The organism is Bauldia sp., assembly GCF_965232525.1.
Lineage (GTDB): Bacteria > Pseudomonadota > Alphaproteobacteria > Rhizobiales > Kaistiaceae > Bauldia.
Genome location: NZ_OZ246980.1, coordinates 2,016,105 through 2,032,777 on the forward strand (window position 1 = coordinate 2,016,105; position 16,673 = coordinate 2,032,777).

Here is a 16,673-nt window from a genome sequence, read left to right on the forward strand (position 1 = left end):
GCGTGTCCGGGTCATGAACGCCACCGACGCCGATCGTGTCATCCTCGTCGACGACGCCGATCGCGAACACGGGACGATGGATAAGCTTGAGGCGCACCGGCGCGGCGCCCTGCATCGCGCCCTTTCGGTGATCGTCGCCCGGGCCGACGGGCACCTGCTGCTGCAGCGCCGTGCCGCCGGCAAGTATCACTCGGGCGATCTGTGGACCAACACCTGCTGCAGCCATCCACGACCCGGCGAGCCGGTGGCGGTAGCTGCCGGTCGCAGGCTCGACGAGGAGATGGGATTCACTTGTCCGCTTCGTCCGCTCTTCGTCACCCACTACGAGGCGCCGGTCTCCAACGGCCTGATCGAAAACGAATTTGTCCACGTCTTCGGTGGCCGTTTCGACGGTGAGCCGAGGCCGGATCCGGCCGAGGTGAGCGCGTGGCGGTGGGTTGCCGTCGACGACCTTCAGCGCGACATGGCGGAGCATCCGGAGACCTATACGGTGTGGTTCCGCACGTATCTCGACGCGTTCGAACGAGATATCCGGTCGCTGGTTGCCGGCTAGTCCGCTGGAAAGACGAGCACCTCGTCGGTGTCGACTTCGAACCCGGTCAGGTGGCCGGGCGCGGGCGCGTCATCGGCCGGCACTTGCGCCCGCAGGGGCTGATCGAGACCCTCCACCGCGATGTCGACGAGAACGGTGTCGCCGAGGCACTGCCCCGAGAGCACACGGCCGGACTGCAGACCGATCGTGTGGTCGAAGAGCTTGATGCCGCGTGGCCGCACGCAGACGATGACATTATCACCGTCGGCGCCGGGTGGCGCCGGGAACCGGCCCACCGGCGTGTCGACGACGCCATCGCGGCGCACGCCGCTTATTTCCGTGAGCTCGGAGAAAAACCGGGCGACAGAGAGAGACTTCGGCCGGCGATACAATTCCTCCGCCGTGCCGGACTGTACGATGCGCCCGGCCTGCATCATCATGATGCGATCGGCGACCCGCATGGCATCGTCGGGATCGTGGGTGACCAGAATCGATGAGGTGCCGCTTTCGCGGAGCACCGCGCCGGTCTGATCGCGAATGACATCGCGGGTGCGACGATCAAGGTTGGAGAACGGCTCGTCCATCAGCAGCAGATTGGGCTGGGGGACGAGAGCACGGGCCAGCGCAACGCGCTGCTGCTCGCCGCCGGAGAGCATGTGCGGGTAGTCGTTTTCGCGATCGCGCAACCCCACTCGGGTCAACGCCTGAAGGGCTGCAGCGCGCGCGTCGATCGCTGGAAGCCCGCGGACGCCGAACAGAACATTCTTCAGGACGGTCAGATGCGGGAACAGTGCATAATCCTGGAACATCATGCCGACTCCGCGCCGCTCCGGCGGCACGAAGATCGAGGGGCCGGAGACCTCGTTCCCGTTGATCAGGATTCGGCCGGCATCCGGCCGTTCGAGGCCGGCGATCAGTCGCAGCAGGGTCGATTTCCCCGATCCGGAATGGCCGACCAGCGCAACGATCTCGCCAGGGGACAGAGACAACGACACAGAGTCGAGCGCCGGTACCGAACGGTAGCGACGCGACGCCGATTCAACGACAAGCGAGGGCGTCCGATGGAGGTCAGGAGCCTTGCGCGGTCCGATCCGAACGATTTCGGGGGCGTCTGTGGTGCGGGCTGGAGCGGTGTCGGCGGCGGGGGGCCGCAACGTCACAATATTCCCCGTCGGCGTCATGTCTTTTCCGTCTGGCTGAGGTTCCCCCGATGATTTGTCCATTGCGTGGTGCGGGGCATTGATGGGCGTCAAAAGTCTGGTCTCCGCTGCGGCGAGCATCCGGCCCGTCGAGAGGTCGAAAACGGGACACGACCCGACCTGACACGTGGTGCCGCAGCAGGCTATCGCTCAACCGATTCCGACGATTTTCGGACCCGGCTTCTACGGCAGACCATTCGTTTACAGAGGGTTTTGACGCAAGAATCAAGTGAAACCGTCTTGTTAGAAGACATCTAAACTTCTGATTTTAGAACAGTTCCAGAATTTATTCTGGAATAGTTCCAGAGTTAGCGCGTCGCCAAATCGAAGAAGCCCACCGCCAGAACCGGTCGGCTTTCTCCGCTCACTTCTCTATTGTGCAGGCGAATCCGCCTTGCAGGAGTGAGTCATGTCCGTCGCCGCACAAACGAGCCAACCGAGCGCGGCCCGGTTCGACTGGGCGGACCCGTTCGCCATCGAGGACGATCTAAGCGAGGAGGAACGCCTGGTCCGGGACACCGCGCGGAGTTACGCGCAAGATCAGTTGCTGCCGCGGGTGATCGATGCGTTTCGCCACGAGCGGTTCGACCGGGCGATTTTCGAAGAAATGGGGGCGCTTGGTCTGCTCGGGCCGACCATCCCCGAGAGCTACGGCGGGGCCGGAGCGAGCTATGTCATCTACGGGCTTGTCGGGCGGGAGATCGAGCGGGTCGACTCAGGCTACCGTTCGGCGCAGAGCGTCCAGTCATCGCTGGTCATGCATCCGATTCACGCCTACGGCACAGAAGAACAGCGGCGTCGATTCCTGCCGCGGCTGGCCTCCGGCGAGATCGTCGGCTGTTTTGGCCTGACCGAGCCCGACCATGGCTCCGATCCCGGCGGCATGACCGCCCGGGCGGAGCGGATCGACGGCGGTTACCGGCTGACCGGAACGAAGACCTGGATCACCAATGCGCCGATCGCTGACGTAATGGTGGTTTGGGCCAAGGCCGCCGATGAGGACAACGCGATCCGCGGATTTCTGCTGGAGCGCGGCATGGCCGGCCTCACTGCACCGGCGATCGAGGGTAAGGCTTCCTTGCGCGCATCGACCACCGGCGAGATCGTCATGGACAAGGTCGAGGTGCCGGACGCCAATCTCCTGCCCGGTGCTCGCGGCCTCAGCGGTCCGTTCGGCTGCCTCAATCGCGCCCGCTACGGCATCGCCTGGGGAACGATGGGCGCTGCCGAGGACTGCTGGCATCGGGCTCGGCAATACGTTCTCGACCGTAAGCAGTTCGGCCGGCCGCTGGCGGCCAACCAGCTCATCCAGAAGAAGCTCGCCGACATGCAGACCGAAATCGCGCTTGGGCTTCAGGCGGCGCTACGGGTGGGTCGGCTGATGGATCGCGATGCGGCCGCGCCGGAGGCGATCAGCCTGATCAAGCGCAACAATGCCGGCAAGGCGCTCGACATCGCTCGCCTCGCCCGGGATATGCACGGCGGCAACGGCATCGCTGACGAGTATCATGTGATCCGGCACGTTCTGAACCTCGAAGCGGTCAATACCTACGAGGGCACCCACGATATTCACGCGCTGATCCTTGGGCGGGCGCAGACCGGTATCCAGGCTTTCACGTGAGGTGGGCAGCGATCATCAGAGGGGTGGTCGAGGCGTGATCGCTTCGGAGGGAGAAAGGCCGGACGCCGAGCCGCCGCTCGCCGGGCTGAAGGTGGTCGAGTTGGCCCGGGTGCTCGCCGGTCCGTTCGCCGGGCAGTTGCTCGCCGATCTCGGCGCGGACGTCATCAAGGTCGAAAGCCCAGCCGGCGACGAGACCCGGTCGTGGGGGCCGCCTGATGTCGCCAATTCCGACGGATCGACGGACGCCGCCTATTTCCATGCCGCGAACCGCGGCAAGCGTTCGATCGCCGTTGACCTCAAGACCGCCGACGGTCAGGCTGTGGTCCGCCGATTGGCGGAGCGGTCTGACGTCCTGATCGAGAACTTCAAGGTTGGGGGGCTGGCCAAATACGGTCTCGACTATCTCAGCCTCCGCTTGTCTTGCCCAAGGCTGGTCTACTGCTCGATCACCGGGTTCGGTCAGGACGGCCCCTATGCCCACCGTCCGGGCTATGACTTCATCATCCAGGGGATGGGCGGAATCATGGATGTCACCGGCGCGGCCGACGGCGAGCCGATGAAGTGCGGGGTTGCCTTCGCCGACATCTTCACCGGGCTTTATGCGGTCATCGCCATCCAGGCGGCGCTCGCCCACCGTGACAGGACTGGCGAGGGGCAGCACATCGATATGGCCCTGCTCGACAGCCTGGTCGGCGTGCTCGCCAACCAGGCGCTGAACTATCTGGTATCGGGCAAGGCGCCGCGCAGGCTCGGCAATGCTCACCCCAACATCGTACCGTACCAGGCGTTCCCGACCGCCGACGGGTTCGTCAACATCGCGGTCGGTAACGACGATCAGTTCCGCAGCCTGACAGCCGTGCTCGGTGTCCCGACGCTCGCCGACAACCCGGACTTCGCCCACAACAGTCAGCGGGTCACCAACCGGGAGCGGCTGATCCCGCTATTGACCGAGCGGACCGTTCGTTTCGCATCGGGCGAGCTGATCGATCAGCTCGTCAGCCACAATGTGCCGGCTGGGCCGATCAACACGGTGGCGGACGTGTTCGCCGATCCGCAGATGGTTGCCCGGGGGATGCAGTTGTCGCTGGAACGGACCGGTGGTGGGTCGGTGCCTTCGGTTCGCACGCCGATCCGCCTGTCCGGAACGCCGCTCCGCTACGATCGCCCGGCGCCGCAACTCGGCGCCCACGGCGATGATGTTCTTTCCGAACACGGCTACACCAGAGCCGAGATCGAGAAACTGAAAGCGTCGGGCGCCATCGGTCGGCGCCATCCGGCGGATTAGGACACTCGGGGGAACCAATATGTCGAAATGGCCGTTTGTGATCGCCGCCATCGGGGCCGGCGCACTGATCGCCTTGCAGCCCGGCATGAACGCCGAGGTTGCGCGGCGGCTGGGCAACCCGTTCGCGGCTGCCTTTATCTCGATCCTGGTCGCCTTTCTGGTGGCGCTCAGCTACGTGATCGCCACCCGCCAGCCGATCTCGTGGACGGCGATGAGCACCGTGCCCTGGTATCTCTGGCTCGCCGGGTCGATCGGTACGGTGTTCGTCGCCGCGACGCTTTGGCTCGCGCCGATCCTCGGGGCCGCGGGGCTGTTCGCCGCGATCGTCGCCGGCCAGATGATCATGGCGATGACAATCGACTGGTTCGGTTTCGGACCGTACCAGAGCCAGGGGCTCGATCCATTACGGTTGCTCGCCGTCGGACTGGTGCTCGCCGGGGTCGTTCTGTTTCAAAGGTCCGCATGAGCCGAGCCGTTGGCCGATGTTCGAACGCTTTGTCGGTTGTCGACTCATGATCAGCCGGCTACCATAATGGCCCTACCGCCCATCGCTCGCCTCGAACCGACGGCTCGACACGACCCGTATTTCTCGGGTCCGCGGCGCTGCCTTCCGCCGTCCCGCCCGTGCGCCGAGCAAAGACGGTCGAGCCTGTTCACGATCCTGCCAGACGGGGAATCCAATCATGACATACCAGCCGTCACCTGAACGCTACGAGCGCATCGCCTACCGCCGAACCGGGCGCAGCGGCCTGAAGCTGCCAGAGATTTCCCTCGGTCTCTGGCACAACTTCGGCCACAACGCCTTGCAGGATCGCGCCCGCGCGATGTGCCGGACGGCATTCGATCACGGCATTACCCATTTCGATCTGGCTAACAATTACGGTCCGCCACCCGGTTCGGCCGAGGAGCAGTTCGGCGATATCCTGCGCGCCGACTTCCGCGATCACCGCGACGAACTCGTCGTCTCGACCAAGGCTGGCTACATGATGTGGCCCGGCCCTTATGGCGAATGGGGGAGCCGCAAATACCTGCTGTCGAGCCTCGACCAGAGCCTCAAGCGGATGGGGCTCGACTACGTCGACATCTTCTATTCGCACCGGATGGATCCTGAGACGCCGCTGGAAGAAACCATGGGCGCCCTCGACACGGCCGTGCGGCAGGGCAAGGCACTCTATGTGGGCATCTCCTCCTACAACGCGGCGCGGACCGCGGAGGCCGCGGCTATCCTGCGCGATCTCGGCACGCCCTGCCTGATCCACCAACCAAGCTATTCAATCCTCAACCGCTGGATCGAGGATGACGGGCTGCTCGACGTGCTCGGGAACGAGGGTATCGGCTGCATATGCTTCTCGCCGCTGGCCCAGGGCCTTCTCAGCGACCGCTACTTGTCGGGCGTGCCGGAGGGCAGCCGCGGCGCCAGCGGATCACCGGCCTGGCAGGATCGGTTCCTGAGCGAAGAAAACCTCAACGCCATCCGCGGCCTCAACGAGATCGCCAAGCGTCGCGGCCAGTCGCTGGCGCAGATGGCCATCGTCTGGGCGCTGCGCGACCCACGCATGACAACGGCGCTGATCGGTGCCAGTCGTCCTGAGCAGATCGTTCACCTGGCGGAGGGACTCGGCAACAACAGCTTCGACGATACGGAGCTTGCCGAGATCGACACGCTCGCCAAGGATGGCAACCTCAATATCTGGAAACGATCGAGCGACTCGTAGAAGGTAAATCCTGATGAGCAACGGCAAGTCGCATCGCGGACTCCGCAGCGCCCGCTGGTTCGCTTCCAGCGGGCTGCGGGCCTTCGGTCATCGTTCTCGCACCTTGCAGATGGGCTACGCCTATGAGGATTTCATGGGCAAGCCGGTGGTGGCGATCATCAACACCTGGTCGGATCTGCAGTCGTGCCACGCCCATTTCCGAACGCGGGCCGAGGAGATCAAGCGGGGTGTCTGGCAAGCCGGCGGCTTCCCGGTAGAGCTTCCAGCGCTGTCGTTGTCGGAAACCTTCGTCAAGCCGACCACGATGCTTTACCGCAACATGCTCGCGATGGAGGTCGAGGAACTGCTGCGATCGCATCCTGTCGACGGCGTCGTGCTGATGGCTGGCTGCGACAAAACCACGCCGGCGACGCTGATGGGTGCGATCAGCATGGACCTGCCGACCATCGTGATGCCTGCCGGACCGATGCTGCGCGGCAACTATCACGGCGAGGTGTTGGGGTCGGGCAGCGATGTCTGGAAATACTGGGCCGAGAAGCAGGCCGGCAAGATATCCGAAGACGAGTGGCGAGCGATGGAATCGGGCATCGCCCGTAGCTACGGCACATGCATGACGATGGGCACGGCGTCGACGATGACCGCGCTCACCGAGACCCTGGGTATGACCTTGCCGGGTGCGTCATCCATTCCGGCACCGGATTCGGGCCATGCCCGCATGGCGACAGCATGCGGTCGCCGGATCGTGGCGATGATCGGCGAAGATCTGAAGCCGTCGGACATCCTGAGTCGCGCGTCGTTCGAGAACGCGCTGGTGGTCCAGATGGCGCTGGCCGGCTCGACCAACGCGATCATCCATCTGATCGCGATGGCCGGTCGTGCCGGGGTCGACATCGGGCTTGACGATTTCGACCGGGTCGCGCGCAAAGTGCCGGTGCTCGCCAATGTCCGGCCGTCGGGGGCCTTCCTGATGGAGGATTTCTACTACGCAGGTGGGCTGCCGGCGCTGCTCCGCGAACTCGGCGATCGGCTCGATCTGTCGGCGATGACGGTCACCGGTGCCGACCTGGGCGCGGCGCTCGGCGGTGCCGGAACCTACAACAGCGAGGTCATTCGCCCACTCGACAGCCCGGTGTCCGATGCGCTTGGAATGGCCGTTCTGCGCGGCAACCTCGCACCCAACGGCGCGGTCATGAAGCCGTCGGCGGCCGAACCGCGCCTGCTGAAGCACTCGGGTCCCGCCCTGGTGTTCAAGGACTATGACGAGATGGACGCGGCGATCGATCGGGACGATCTTCCGGTGACGCCGGATCATATCCTGGTGCTGCAGAACGCCGGGCCGGTTGGCGGACCGGGCATGCCCGAATGGGGGATGCTGCCGATCCCGCGCAAGCTCCTCAAGCAAGGCGTGCGCGATATGTTGCGTATTTCCGACGCGCGGATGAGCGGCACCAGCTACGGCGCCTGCATCCTGCACGTGGCCCCGGAAGCCTATGTCGGTGGCCCGCTCGCCGCGGTGCGCAACGGCGACCTGATCTCGGTCGACGTCGATAAGCGCTCACTCGAACTCGAAGTGCGCGAGTCGGAGATCGCTCGACGGCTGGAAGAGTGGCAACCGCCGAAACGCGATTACCCGCGCGGCTACAATCAACTATTCGCCCAGCATATCCAGCAGGCCGACAAGGGCTGCGATTTCGACTTCCTGGCCGGAACCGAACCGATCCCCGAGCCGGACATCCACTGACGATCGAGACTTGCCGCGCCAGAGGCGTTAGTCGCCTAGCAGGACGGTGACGACTCCCGGATAGGCGAGGAGCACCGCCAGGGCCAGAAGCTGGATGCAGATAAACGGCAGGAAGCCGCGAAAGATATCCGTCAGCGATATATGCGGTGGCGCGACCGATTTGAGGTAGAACGCGGCCGGACCGAAGGGCGGCGAGAGGAAGCTCACCTGCATGTTCATGGTGAACAACACGCCGAACCAGATCGCCACGAATTTGGGATCGATCCCGCCGAGGAAGCCGAGTTCCTCGACCGGCAGCCGCACGACGATGGGCAGGAACACCGGCATGATCAGAAGGACGATGCCGACCCAGTCCATGAACATGCCCATGATCAGGAAGATCAGCATCATCGCCAGGATGACGCCCATGGTCGGCAACTCCCAGCCCACGATCAGGTTGGCGACGTAGGTCGGTCCGCCGGAGAGCGTATAGGCGGCGGCGAGCGACGCGGCGCCGATGGTGACCCAGATGATCGTGCCGGTCGATTTCATCGTGCGCATCAACGCGTCCCAGACGACGTCGAACGACATCTCACGGCGCAATGCGGTGATGACGAAAACAGCGACCACGCCCATCGCTGCCGCTTCGGTGATGCCGGTGACGCCGCCGTAGATCGAGCCGAGCACGACGCCGATGACGACCAGCGGCGGCACCAGGCCCTTGCCCATGTCCCACGATTGCGCGGCTCGCGCTCGTCCGAACACGAAGAAAAGGAGTGCCATGGCGATGATCAGTATGCCTATCAGCCAGGGCAGGTGAGCGACCGTGCCGAGCGGCGGCGGCTCGACCCCCTCGACGATCGCGTTGGCTCCTGTCACCGTCAGGAACAATGCCCGAACCAGCAGCAGCGCCGTTGCTCCGGCGACCATGATCGTCATGAAGCTTGCGAACAGCGTGCCTTTTTCGGCGCCTTGCGGCATCTCGGGATCCGGCTCCGGTAGCGGTGCCTGATCCGGGTTCAGCCGGGTTCGGACGATGATGTAGATGATGAAAAACGACGCGAGCATGAAGCCCGGCAGGAAGGACGCCGTGAACAGCGACTTGATCGATGTCTCGGTGATCAGCCCGTAGAAGATCAGGACGATCGACGGCGGGATCATGGTGCCGAGCGAGCCGGACGCACAGATGGTCCCGATCGCGAGGTTCTGATTGTAGCCGAGGCGCAGCATCTGCGGCAGCGCGATCAGGCCAAGCAACACCACTTCGCCGCCGATGATGCCGGACATGGCCGCCATGATCACCGCAAGCACCGAGGTGACGATGGCGATGCCGCCGCGGGTCCGCGACAGCCAGACATTAAGCGAGTCATAGGCCGCCTTGGCGATCCCCGATCGCTCCAGCAACGCCGCCATGAAGATGAATAAGGGGACAGAGATCAGGACGTAGTTGGTCATCTGTCGGTAGATCGACTGGGCGACCACCGCGAGAGGACCGCGGCCGAAATCACTGAACAGCAGGTCCGGGCCGAACTTCAGGATCAGAACGCCAACCGCCAGCGCCGCCGAGGCAAAGCCGAGCGGCATGCCGATCGCCAGAAGCACGAACATGGCGATCAGCAGGAGAAGCGAAAGTGTGCCGATGTCCATCGGATCAGTCCTTGAGGGTCCGACGGATCAATTCGATCTCGGTCTCGTCGATATCTTCGATCGGTGCGTGCGACTCCGGCGCCTTGTTCCAGTCGGCGATCAGGTTCGACAGCGCCTGGATCGCCACCATCGCGATGATGATGAGGATCGCTGGCTTGACGGTCGCGGGGATCGGCGGGTCCCAGGCCGTGCCGAATGTCTCCATCCGGAAGAACTTATCGCGGGCTTCGTTGTAGCCGCCCCAGATCAGAGCGAAGGTGAACCCCCAGATCAGCCCGACCGAAACCACGTCGGATGTCTTGCGCATCCAGCGGGGCATGATGTCGTAGATGATGTAGATGCGGATGTGACTACGCTGCTGCATGGCGTAGAGCCCGGCGAGCAGAAAGACGAACCCGGCGATCCAAAGCGACAGCTCGTTGGCCCACAGTGTCGGCTTGTCGAAGACGTAGCGCGACACGACTTCGTAGAACATCACGAAAACCACTGACGCGATGGCAACCATCGCGATACGGGCGCAGACCAGGCTGACGATGTCGAAAAAGCCATCGGGCTCCGGCTCGATTGCGCCACGAATGTCGGAGAAGTAGAGACCGGTGAAGAGCAGCGCGAGTGCGCCGACGATTTCGGTGACAAGAACGATCGTGTGCTCGTGGGGCTGGAGGAACTCCTTCATCCCGAAGCCGGTGTCGAAGAACAGCGCACCAGCGATTTGGCCGACGATCAGGATGGCAAGAACGCCGACGAAGCCGATCATCGCCAGGCGGACCGGCCGCCGCGCCGAACCGAGCCAGACGCTCTGCCCTTGTGTCGTCATCGGTGATCTCCCGTTGGCTCAAGAAGCCGCGTGGCGAGCCGGTTAGGGCTCGCCAAACGGCATCTTGGTAATCGCACGGGAGACGTCAGTCGAGGAGGCCGATCTGCTTCATCCAGGCCTTGTGCGCATCGACGAGAGCACGGGCTTCCGGTGTCTTTTCGGCCCATCCTTCCCAGGCCGTCTGAGCGGCTTGGCGGAAAGCAGCGCGATCTTCCGAGCTCCAATCGTAGAGCGTGACACCCTCCGCGACCAGCTCGGCCGCCGCTTCGCGGTTGGCGACGTCAAAGGCGAGCGTCGTCTGGAGCGCCAGCTTCTGGGCCGCGACCTCGATGATGCGCTGGATATCCTCAGGCAACCCGTTCCAGACCTCGAGGTTGAACGTGACGTGGTCCATCGGCATCGAATGGAAGCCAGGGAACGTCGCGTGTTTCACGATGTCGTAGAGGCCGAGGCCAACGTTATTGGCGAGCGACGATGCGTCGGCTCCGTCGATGATCCCGGTTTCCAGCGCCGTGAAGATCTCGGTGAAATCCATCACGATCGGGGAGGCGCCGAGTTCGGCGAAAATCTCGGTTTCGAGGCCGGGCGGCGAACGGAACTTCCAGTCCTTCAGGTCATCGGGACCGGCGAGTGGTGTCGATGAGGACATCGACTCCTGTCCGGCAGCCCACCAGCCGACCAGGTGCATACCGTGCGCATTGTAGAGTTCGTTGGCCGCATCGAGACCGCCGCCATGATAGAGGAAGCCGTAGAGTTGATAGGGATTGTCGTAGCCGCCCATCGGATCGCCGACGAACTGGAAGGCAGGGTTCTTGCCGGTCTGGTAGGCGGCACCGTGCATCTCGCCATCGAGGATACCGGAGGCCGCGGCGTCAAAGCCTTCGGTCGAACCGACCACGGACGATGACCAGAACATTTCGATCTTGACGCGCCCACCCGACATCACCTCGACATCATCGATGAACGACTGGGCCAATTGGCCCGACATGTTTTCCGGTGTGTAGTGGGTCTGCATGCGCAGGGTGAATTCCTGCGAAAAGGCGCTTCCCGCGGTTGCAACCAGCGCTGTCGCGGCAGCGCCAACCAGAGCCAGACGCAATCGATTGGCGGACGATTTGGACATATGCGTTTCCTCCTGATGTCCCCACGGCCGGTTTGCCCGGTCGCTTCTGCGATCTTAGAGCCGTTTTCGCTCCGCACAACGCGCCACGTGCCAGAGCCGCCACGGTCTTCGCTACCATCACGATGCGAGGATCGAAGTCAACCGATTGCATTTGTTTATGAATGCGCTATGGCGGCCGACTGGGTGAGGAGACGTTCGCCACCGGCGCCCGGCAACTGATGCTCAGGCCTGCATGCGATCAGGGCGATGGGCCCTCAAGCCGCTCGAACACCAGCATGGTGAAGATGTCGAAGCTCTTCACGGCCTGCCGGTCGACGAGTTTGAGTTCAGGGCGGCCGAGAACCTGATCGATCGGGAAGTCGGGCCGCCAGCCGAGGCGCGATGAGAAGCGCGACAACCACCGTTCGGCCCAGGCGCGCGGGCCTTTGTCGACCGAGAAATGGCTGACCAGGATCACGCGCCCACCTGGCTTTACCACGCGGACGATTTCGGAGAGCACCCGCTGCGGGTCCGGCACGACCGTGATGACGAACATCGCCATCGCCGCATCGAAGCTTTGGTCCTCAAAAACCAGTTGACCGGCGTCCATTTCCTCGAGCGCCTCGACATGGTCGAGGCTGCTTGTCGCAACGCGCTTGTTGGCCATGTCGAGCATATCGCGACTGAGATCGATGCCGACGACGCGATGCTTCCGGTCGTAAAGCGGGAGAGAGATACCGGTGCCGACCCCGACCTCAAGGACCCGGCTGGACGGCAGCTTGTTCATTTCGGCGACGGCGATCCGACAGGGGCGAGCGGTAAAGGCACCGAAGACACGATCGTAGATCGGCGCCCAGCGGGCATAGGCGGCGACCACATGGGAATCGTCGATGGTAGCAAGCTCAATGTCGGACTTCGGCGTAACTGTGGGCGCGTTGGCTTCGCCCTTGGGCTCGACCATATCCGCTCCTACAACGCCGGTGCCGCGGTATCGGCTTCGACGAGCCTCCGCAGTGCGACCTCGGCTTCGGACGCGTGCTCCGATCGTTCGATCCAGCCGCCGCCGAGCACACGCGCGGTGTCGCCCTCACTGTCGTAGAAGACGCAGGCCTGCCCAGGTGCGACGCCGGTCTCGCCCGACGTCAGATCGACGAGGACGTGCCCGTCTTCCACGATCATCCGCGCCGGCATCGGCGGCCGGGTGGAGCGCACCCGCGCGTAGAGATCGATGCCATCGGCGGGCAGGTCCACCATGGGTGTGTCGCCCAGCCAGTTCACCGCGCGCAGATGAAGTCGACGGGTCTCCAGTGCCTCGCGCGGGCCGACGATGACCTGCCGCCCCTCCGGGTCCAGGTGGACGACATAGAGCGGTTCGCCCAGCGCAATGCCGATGCCCCGGCGCTGGCCGATCGTATAGTTGATAATGCCATCATGCTTGCCGAGCACCCGGCCGTCGAGATGGACGATGTCGCCGGGCTCGGCAGCGGTTGGCCTGAGCTTGCGGATGACGTCGGCATACCGTCCGTTGGGGACGAAGCAGATGTCCTGGCTGTCCGACTTCTCGGCGACCGGCAGGCCGAGATCGCGGGCGGCGGCGCGGGTCTCGGCCTTGGTGAGCGTGCCGAGCGGGAAGCGCAGGAAGTCGAGCTGGGTCTGGGTCGTCGCGAACAGAAAGTAGCTCTGGTCGCGCTCACGATCGACGGGTCGGTAGAGCGCGCGGTGATCGTCATGGGGCTCGGAGCGTACATAGTGGCCGGTCGCCAACGCATCGGCGCCGAGCTGCTCTGCAGTGTCGAGCAGGTCGGCGAACTTGACCGTCTGGTTGCAGGCGATGCACGGCACCGGTGTCTCGCCGGCGGCGTAGCTTTCGGCGAACGGGTCGATGACGGCTTCGCGGAAGCGCTCCTCGTAGTCGAGGACGTAGTGCGGGATGCCGAGCGCCTCGGCTACCCGCCGTGCGTCGTGAATGTCCTGACCGGCACAGCACGCACCCTTGCGATGGGTCGCGGCGCCATGGTCGTAGAGCTGCAGGGTAACGCCGACGACATCGTAACCAGCGCGGCGGAGCAATCCGGCGACCACCGATGAATCGACGCCGCCCGACATGGCGACGACCACACGGGTATCTTCAGGCCTGCCGGGGAGGTTCAGATCGTAACGCATGAAAAAAGATTTCTGGTGCCGTACCGCGCGATCGCCTCAGGGGCCTTGGAAACGATTGAACTATAATGGCGATCCGGTTCGCTTCAAGGCGAGAGGCCGGCGTTTTTCGCGGCTCCGGCCTGCAAGCCTTTACAAATCTTACCGAATTGTTGCGGGCTACTTAGGCAAATTTTAAAGCCGACCCTCTACCGTCGCGGGCCTGGACGGGTCAGGACGAGTACGAGAGTAGAATGGCCGATCAGGTTCGTCCGCGTGTGAAGTATGTGATCGGGCCCGATGGGAGCCCACTGACGATCGCCGATCTTCCCCCGCGGGACACAAAGCGATGGGTGATCCGCCGCAAGGCGGAGGTGGTCGCTGCCGTTCGCGGCGGGCTACTGAGCCTCGAAGAGGCGTGCAGCCGCTATACCCTCACGGTCGAAGAATTTCTGTCCTGGCAGAAATCGATCGACCAGCACGGGCTGGCCGGACTGCGCACGACGCGTATCCAGCAATATCGCGACTGAACCAATTTCCATCCGGCAGATCAGCCGCTCATCGATACTTCAGCCCGAAAGCGCGCGTCAGCGGCATGATCGATCTGTTGCGTCCGCGCCGTCGTCACAGTAGTCGGGCGTGATCGCCCAAGCCGTTACTCGATCCGCCCGCGCCCGATGCTCTACCCCGGAATCGACCCATACGATCACGGCATGCTCGACGTCGGCGATGGCCAGCGGATCTATTGGGAGGTCTCCGGTCATCCCGATGGTCTGCCGGTGGTCGTCTTGCATGGCGGCCCGGGCTCCGGATCCTCGCCTGGCTCTCGTCGTTTCTTCGATCCGAGCCGGTATCGGATTGTTCTCTTCGATCAGCGCCAGTGTGGCCGGAGTACGCCGCATGCGAGTGATGCCGACGTCGATTTGTCGGTGAACACCACCGGACATCTGGTGGCCGACCTTGAGCATTTACGACATCATCTGGAGGTCGACCGCTGGTTGATTTTCGGAACCTCGTGGGGATCTACGCTCGGGCTCGTCTACGCACAGGAGCATCCGGACCGGGTGACGGCGATGGTTCTTGCCGGCGTAACCATGACGCGCCGGTCGGAAATCGATTGGCTCTACCGGGACATTGCGCCGCTGTTTCCGGAACAATGGGTACGCTTCCGCCAAGGCGCGGCCGTCGAGCCCCAAGACCGTGATCTCGTCGCGGCCTACTATCGACATCTCGCCAATCCCGATCCGGCGGTGCGGGAGAAGGCGGCCGCGGACTGGCACGACTGGGAGGCCGTCTCGGTCTCGATCGATCCGGATGCTGCCAGGCCAAGCCGCTGGTCGGACCCCGCCTACCGGATGGCGCGAGCGCGGATCGTGACACACTACTTCCACCACGCTGCCTGGCTGGAGGACAATATCCTGCTCAAGCGTGCGGACAAGCTGTCGGCAATCCCTGGCCAATTGATTCAAGGCAGGCTCGACCTGATGGCGCCGCTGGTCACCGCCTGGGAATTGGCCAAGGCGTGGCCCAACGCGCGGCTCGTCGTTGTGCCACGCGCCGGCCACTCCACTGCCGATGTCGGCATCGCCGAGGCGATCGTCGCTGCCACGGACGACTTCGCCGATCGTCTGACTTGAGAAAGCGCTGCCGCTACAGCGTTGTCGCGACCCCACGTTCCGGGATCAGGACCCGATCCTTCTCGTCGCCCATCTCGGACAGGAAATCCTCGGCCGTCCCATGCAGGGCCGGGAACGTCCCATAGTGGCACGGAACAATCGTGTCGAAGGCGAAGAACCGCCGGCAGGCCATGGCGGCGAGTTTCGGTCCCATGGTGAAACGGTCGCCGATCGGAACGATACCGATCTTCGGTGCGTAAATCTCGTTGATCAGCGCCATGTCGGAGAAGATATCCGTATCGCCCATGTGCAAGAGGGTCTTCTCGCCGGGGGCTTCGATCACGACGCCGTTGGGATTGCCAAGATAGACCGACTGCCCCTCGACGACCGTGCCCGACGAATGCCACGCCTGCACGAACGCCACCGCGAATGGCCCGAAGTCGACGCGCCCGCCGGTGTTCAGCGGGCTGTAGTCATCGATGCCATGGCCTTCCACGAAGCGGCAGACTTCGAACGACGCCACGAGTGTCGCGCCGGTGGCCTTGCAGATTTCCACGGTCGATCCCGTATGGTCGTCATGCCCGTGGGTCAGCACGACATGGGTGGTGTCGGCATAGGCGGCGGCGTGGTCGCCGGTGAAGGTAGGGTTGGCCAGAAACGGATCGATCATGATGACGGCATCATCGAGATCGATCCGGAAAGCGGAGTGGCCGAACCACGTGAGTTTCATTGACTGTCCTCCGAAAGCATGGCCACACCTTGTCTCGCACTCCGCGAGCCAACACCAGAGGGAAACCGGCATGCCCGACTTAAGCCAGGCCGACCCGCTCGCGGTCCTGCCGCCGGACGGATCGCTGATGGGGCTGGACCTCGGCACCAAGACGATCGGTCTCGCCGTCTCCGATGCCGGTCGCCGCGTGGCGACACCGTTGACGGTGATCCGGCGGACCAAGTTTCGCGATGATGCGGCGGCGCTTCTCAATCACTGCGATGCCCGGCAGATCGCGGGCCTCGTGATCGGCCTGCCGATCAATATGGACGGATCGGAAGGGCCGAGGGCTCAGGCGACCCGGGCGTTTGTACGCAACCTAGCGAAGCTCACCGACTTGCCGGTGGCATTCTGGGATGAGCGGCTGTCGACCGCAGCCGTGACCCGCACCCTGCTCGAGGCCGATGCGAGTCGCCAGCGGCGAGAGGCCGTGGTCGACAAGATGGCGGCGGCCTACATCCTTCAGGGCGCGCTCGATCGGCTGCGCCGAGCCTAGACCGACCGAGCGGGC

Annotated in this window: 16 protein-coding genes; 9 read left to right on the forward strand and 7 right to left on the reverse strand. The window is 64.0% G+C overall.

The window, feature by feature from the left end; all coding sequences use genetic code 11:
• Positions 1-13: 13 nt before the first annotated feature.
• Positions 14-553: an isopentenyl-diphosphate Delta-isomerase gene (gene idi / locus ACO076_RS09590; protein ID WP_421726491.1), complete on the forward strand. Its 540-nt coding sequence runs from the start codon at positions 14-16 to the stop codon at positions 551-553.
• Here the strand turns inward: idi and ACO076_RS09595 are convergent.
• Positions 550-1,692 carry an ABC transporter ATP-binding protein gene (locus ACO076_RS09595; RefSeq protein ID WP_421726492.1) on the reverse strand — a complete coding sequence of 381 codons (1,143 nt, stop codon included), beginning with the start codon at positions 1,690-1,692 and terminating at the stop codon, positions 550-552. The two genes, idi and ACO076_RS09595, sit on opposite strands and share 4 nt — an antisense overlap.
• A 448-nt stretch (positions 1,693-2,140) precedes the next feature.
• On the opposite strand from ACO076_RS09595, the gene ACO076_RS09600 reads away from it, so the two are divergent.
• From ACO076_RS09600 to araD, 5 genes are all read left to right on the forward strand, one after another.
• A complete protein-coding gene (locus tag ACO076_RS09600) occupies positions 2,141-3,352 on the forward strand; it encodes an acyl-CoA dehydrogenase (protein ID WP_421726493.1) in 1,212 nt (403 codons plus the stop codon).
• A 34-nt stretch (positions 3,353-3,386) separates the two neighbouring features.
• Positions 3,387-4,637: a CaiB/BaiF CoA transferase family protein gene (locus ACO076_RS09605; RefSeq protein WP_421726494.1), complete on the forward strand. Its 1,251-nt coding sequence runs from the start codon at positions 3,387-3,389 to the stop codon at positions 4,635-4,637.
• Between the two features lie 19 nt (positions 4,638-4,656).
• Positions 4,657-5,103 carry a DMT family transporter gene (locus ACO076_RS09610; RefSeq protein WP_421726495.1) on the forward strand — a complete coding sequence of 149 codons (447 nt, stop codon included), beginning with the start codon at positions 4,657-4,659 and terminating at the stop codon, positions 5,101-5,103.
• A gap of 217 nt (positions 5,104-5,320) precedes the next feature.
• A complete protein-coding gene (gene mgrA, locus ACO076_RS09615; protein ID WP_421726496.1) occupies positions 5,321-6,352 on the forward strand; it encodes an L-glyceraldehyde 3-phosphate reductase in 1,032 nt (343 codons plus the stop codon).
• A 13-nt stretch (positions 6,353-6,365) separates the two neighbouring features.
• Positions 6,366-8,093, forward strand: coding sequence for an L-arabinonate dehydratase (araD, locus tag ACO076_RS09620; protein ID WP_421726497.1), 1,728 nt, complete (start codon positions 6,366-6,368; stop codon positions 8,091-8,093).
• 27 nt (positions 8,094-8,120) lie between these two features.
• On the opposite strand, the gene ACO076_RS09625 is transcribed toward araD, so the two are convergent.
• The 5 genes from ACO076_RS09625 to mnmA form a co-directional block, all read right to left on the reverse strand.
• Positions 8,121-9,719, reverse strand: coding sequence for a TRAP transporter large permease (locus tag ACO076_RS09625; RefSeq protein WP_421726498.1), 1,599 nt, complete (start codon positions 9,717-9,719; stop codon positions 8,121-8,123).
• 4 nt (positions 9,720-9,723) lie between these two features.
• Positions 9,724-10,536: a TRAP transporter small permease subunit gene (locus ACO076_RS09630; protein ID WP_421726499.1), complete on the reverse strand. Its 813-nt coding sequence runs from the start codon at positions 10,534-10,536 to the stop codon at positions 9,724-9,726.
• Between the two features lie 85 nt (positions 10,537-10,621).
• On the reverse strand, positions 10,622-11,659 hold the full coding sequence (locus ACO076_RS09635) for a TRAP transporter substrate-binding protein (protein ID WP_421726500.1): 1,038 nt from the start codon (positions 11,657-11,659) through the stop codon (positions 10,622-10,624).
• Positions 11,660-11,897: 238 nt separating this feature from the next.
• The gene (locus ACO076_RS09640; protein WP_421726501.1) at positions 11,898-12,599 is read right to left on the reverse strand and encodes a class I SAM-dependent methyltransferase; all 702 of its coding nucleotides are present in this window, start codon (positions 12,597-12,599) and stop codon (positions 11,898-11,900) included.
• Positions 12,600-12,607: 8 nt separating this feature from the next.
• Positions 12,608-13,801 (reverse strand): tRNA 2-thiouridine(34) synthase MnmA, encoded by a 1,194-nt coding sequence (mnmA, locus tag ACO076_RS09645; RefSeq protein WP_421726502.1) that lies wholly within the window; start codon positions 13,799-13,801, stop codon positions 12,608-12,610.
• A 230-nt stretch (positions 13,802-14,031) separates the two neighbouring features.
• On the opposite strand from mnmA, the gene ACO076_RS09650 reads away from it, so the two are divergent.
• Both ACO076_RS09650 and pip read left to right on the forward strand, forming a co-directional pair.
• Entirely contained in the window at positions 14,032-14,307 is a 276-nt protein-coding gene (locus ACO076_RS09650) for a DUF1153 domain-containing protein (RefSeq protein ID WP_421726503.1), read from the forward strand.
• 147 nt (positions 14,308-14,454) lie between these two features.
• Positions 14,455-15,414, forward strand: a complete 960-nt coding sequence (gene pip / locus ACO076_RS09655) for a prolyl aminopeptidase (protein WP_421726504.1) — start codon at positions 14,455-14,457, stop codon at positions 15,412-15,414.
• A 13-nt stretch (positions 15,415-15,427) separates the two neighbouring features.
• On the opposite strand, the gene ACO076_RS09660 is transcribed toward pip, so the two are convergent.
• Positions 15,428-16,123 (reverse strand): metal-dependent hydrolase, encoded by a 696-nt coding sequence (locus ACO076_RS09660; RefSeq protein ID WP_421726505.1) that lies wholly within the window; start codon positions 16,121-16,123, stop codon positions 15,428-15,430.
• A gap of 70 nt (positions 16,124-16,193) precedes the next feature.
• Here ACO076_RS09660 and ruvX point away from each other — a divergent pair, with 70 nt between their 5' ends.
• On the forward strand, positions 16,194-16,658 hold the full coding sequence (ruvX, locus tag ACO076_RS09665) for a Holliday junction resolvase RuvX (protein ID WP_421726506.1): 465 nt from the start codon (positions 16,194-16,196) through the stop codon (positions 16,656-16,658).
• Positions 16,659-16,673: the final 15 nt, after the last annotated feature.